This window comes from Microbacterium sp., assembly GCF_011620715.1.
Classification (GTDB): domain Bacteria; phylum Actinomycetota; class Actinomycetes; order Actinomycetales; family Microbacteriaceae; genus Microbacterium.
Window position 1 is genome coordinate 5,095 of record NZ_WOYP01000020.1, and the last position, 2,763, is coordinate 7,857.

Here is a 2,763-nt window from a genome sequence, read left to right on the forward strand (position 1 = left end):
GAGGGCGATGGCCAGTGCCTGGGCTGGCCCCGACACGTTGATCCAGTCCGGCCCCAGCGCGATGTCGATCGCGCACGACGGTCCGATGTCGGGATCGCATCGCAGCGCCGCGATGTCATCGGGGCCGACTCCGGCGAGCGACACCGGCGCGAAGGTGCCGGCGGCACTTGCCCGTTCGTAGGCCCACCGCCCGTCGTGGACCCAGGTGACGCTGCTGGCGATCGCCATCTGATCCTCGGACATCCAGTGACATCCGAGGTTGTCGGCCACCAGTGTCGCTTCGGACGCCGCGCTCCTGCCGCCGGCGTCGTTGTTCAGCCCGGCGTCTGCCAGGCCGGTGATCGCCTGCACGGTGGTGGTCGGGATCACCTCCTCGCACTCGCCGAACTGCGGGCGGTCGCGGCTGGGCGTCACCGTCGCTGCCGGGCTTCCGGCGCCCTCGACTTCAGCGATGACGGCCGAGAACAGGGCGTCGGTGGCGACCGGATCAAAGGCCCCGGCGCCGAAGAGGGTCACCCACGCGTCGCCGACGGCCGCGCTCATCGAGCACGCGTAGGGGTTGCATTCCCGCATGTCGTACGGCATTCCGAAGGATGCGGCCATCTCGGACCACCCCGCATCGGCTTGCGATAGGACTTCGACGGCGATTCCGGAATACTCCGGGTTGGTCCCGTACTGGTCGTTCTGGGGGGCAGCCGTTGGACCACTCGCAGACGTTGCCGCCGACAGAGATGATCGACGTCACGCGGGGGATGGCGATTCCCACGCCAGACGCCGTCACGAGAGGATCGGCGGAGGACCCCGAAGGCACAGCAGCGGTGATCAGCGCATCGTCCGCGATCGTGGCGCAGTCCAGGCCGTAGCGGGACTCCGGCACGAACCACGTAGCGTCCGCCTCCTCGGTCGGGGTGGGGGATGCCGCGGGCACCGACGCGGTCGGATCGGCAGCCGGACAGTGTGACGCAAATAAGGGCTGCGAACGTCGCGGTCGTGACCGTCATCTGGGCGCGCATGAGCACAGCGTAGCGGCCCGTATTCCGCCGGAGGATCGCTCATCGGCTCGTTCTCGCGGGTGAGGACGGAAGCACGTTTAGGCGGAGCGATAGATCTCGACGCCGTCGGGACGCTGCTGGGCCGCGAGGATCAGGGCCAAGATGCCCAAGCCGAAAGTTCCGACGAGAAACGCCAACATCCCGAGCGCGGCGAGGACGTTTGCGAGCCCCTGTATTGCCTCAGGGCCGGCTGCAACGATTATGACGTTTGGGATCGCCCATGCGGCAGCTTGGACGGCCAGTGCCCACGCCGGCGCCCAACGCCAGGGCGAGGGCAACACAGCTGCTCGAGCAATCTGAACAGCAGCGACCAGGCCCGCACCCGCCGGAACGATCAGCGCGACGTACCCATAGATCATCGACCCGTCGCCGGGCTCGTTCAGTGCGAGCAGCGACGAAATGACGAATGCCACGAGAGGCCACGCCGCAACGATGACCATCGCAGTCACACCAAGCGGCCTACGCGCGACCACGCTCGCGCCAGGTGAGAGGCCGATGGCGAAGAGCAGCACCGCTGTGGCGAAGATGGCATCCCCGACAAGACTGATCACCTGCGTGCTTGGCGTACCGAGCATGCTGTATGTGAGTACGCCAAGTACACCGCAGGCGACCAGCCCGGCGCCGCCGGCCATCCACGTTGTCTTCACAGATCGCATATGCCCAACGGTACTTCGAGTGACAAGAATGCTTCCGTCCCACCATCCCGCGACTCCGCCATCCCGTCTCGCAGTCGGACCCCTCACCGGGCGTGGCCGTGTCGATGAGGTAACGATCTCCTACCCGCGCTCTGGCGGCATGAACAATCGATGTATGGTCCGATTGCGCAGTGGGTACATAGGTTTTGGAGTTCTCGGGGCACTTCTCGCACTGACTGGGTGCGCCGCTCCCGGGGTAGCCGACACCGTTGAGCGCGGCGCGCCGGACAATGTCGATATCGACCCATTGAGCGGCAAACCGGCAGCGGCGTGGATCGAGCGCGGCGAGCGATTCGCCATCGTCACCCTGGGCAGCTCGAGCTGTCCACCGGTCGCGACCTCCATCAGCGCGGATGGCGATGATCGCATCGCCGTCACTTTCGGACCCTCACCCAACGACCCCTGCACGGCCGACATAGCGCCGACGACCCACACGTTTGAGGTGCCGGAAGGCGTAGACCCGAGCGGCATCACCATCGAGGTGAGCTACGAGGAATGGCCGGAAGTTCATCAGTTGACGTTGGAGTGAGAGCCTTCGGCAGAGCCCGCTGGGCGATCGTCTTCGCGACGGCCAGCCGACGGTGAACTCAGGGATTGAATTCGCGTAGTTGGGCGAGCAAATCCAAGCGCTCCAGCAGGAGATCGCCTGCGGAACTGATGCTGCCGATCGCCCAAGCGGTGATCACTGCCGCGATGATCGCCATCGCACCGACCGCCGGCCAGGCGTATCGCCGTGTGACCGTGAGGACGACTGCCGCGATTGCGCTGAGGATGGCAATGGTCTGCCCCGCGACCGTTGCGAACGCCATCCGGAGGGCACCGTCCTCGGTGAGGCCGCCATAGTTGTTCAACGCGGCGCTTAAGGCGAATGGCACCACGATGACTCCGAGTATCAGAACCGTGCCACGGCCGATTCGGCGAGGTCTCTTCACGATCGGAGCCTCATCAACTATGGGGAAACCGTCATGATCACGACCGTAGCCGCCGACTTACTTGGCCGCCACCACCGGCGTTAG

The 2,763-nt window shown here is 65.8% G+C and carries 4 protein-coding genes; 1 reads left to right on the forward strand and 3 read right to left on the reverse strand.

Going from position 1 to position 2,763, the window contains the following annotated elements:
- Both QZV84_RS02185 and QZV84_RS02190 read right to left on the reverse strand, forming a co-directional pair.
- The coding region (locus tag QZV84_RS02185; protein ID WP_292824638.1) for a hypothetical protein at nt 1-603 on the reverse strand (603 nt) is incomplete at its 3' end.
- A 487-nt stretch (nt 604-1,090) separates the two neighbouring features.
- Nucleotides 1,091-1,684, reverse strand: coding sequence for a hypothetical protein (locus tag QZV84_RS02190; RefSeq protein WP_292824640.1), 594 nt, complete (start codon nt 1,682-1,684; stop codon nt 1,091-1,093).
- 178 nt (nt 1,685-1,862) lie between these two features.
- Between QZV84_RS02190 and QZV84_RS02195 the strand changes: the two genes are divergently transcribed.
- Nucleotides 1,863-2,276 (forward strand): hypothetical protein, encoded by a 414-nt coding sequence (locus QZV84_RS02195; protein ID WP_292824642.1) that lies wholly within the window; start codon nt 1,863-1,865, stop codon nt 2,274-2,276.
- Nucleotides 2,277-2,334: 58 nt separating this feature from the next.
- Here the strand turns inward: QZV84_RS02195 and QZV84_RS02200 are convergent, their stop codons facing one another.
- Complete coding sequence (locus QZV84_RS02200; RefSeq protein WP_292824645.1) at nt 2,335-2,625, reverse strand: hypothetical protein; 291 nt, start codon at nt 2,623-2,625, stop codon at nt 2,335-2,337.
- Between the last annotated feature and the right edge of the window lie 138 nt (nt 2,626-2,763).

Bases quoted from the DNA above. Each gene is read 5' to 3' on its own strand.
- QZV84_RS02190 (WP_292824640.1), bottom strand. From the start codon at position 1,684: ATGGCCGGCGGCGCCGGGCTGGTCGCCTGCGGTGTACTTGGCGTACTC.
- QZV84_RS02195 (WP_292824642.1), top strand. From the start codon at position 1,863: ATGGTCCGATTGCGCAGTGGGTACATAGGTTTTGGAGTTCTCGGGGCA.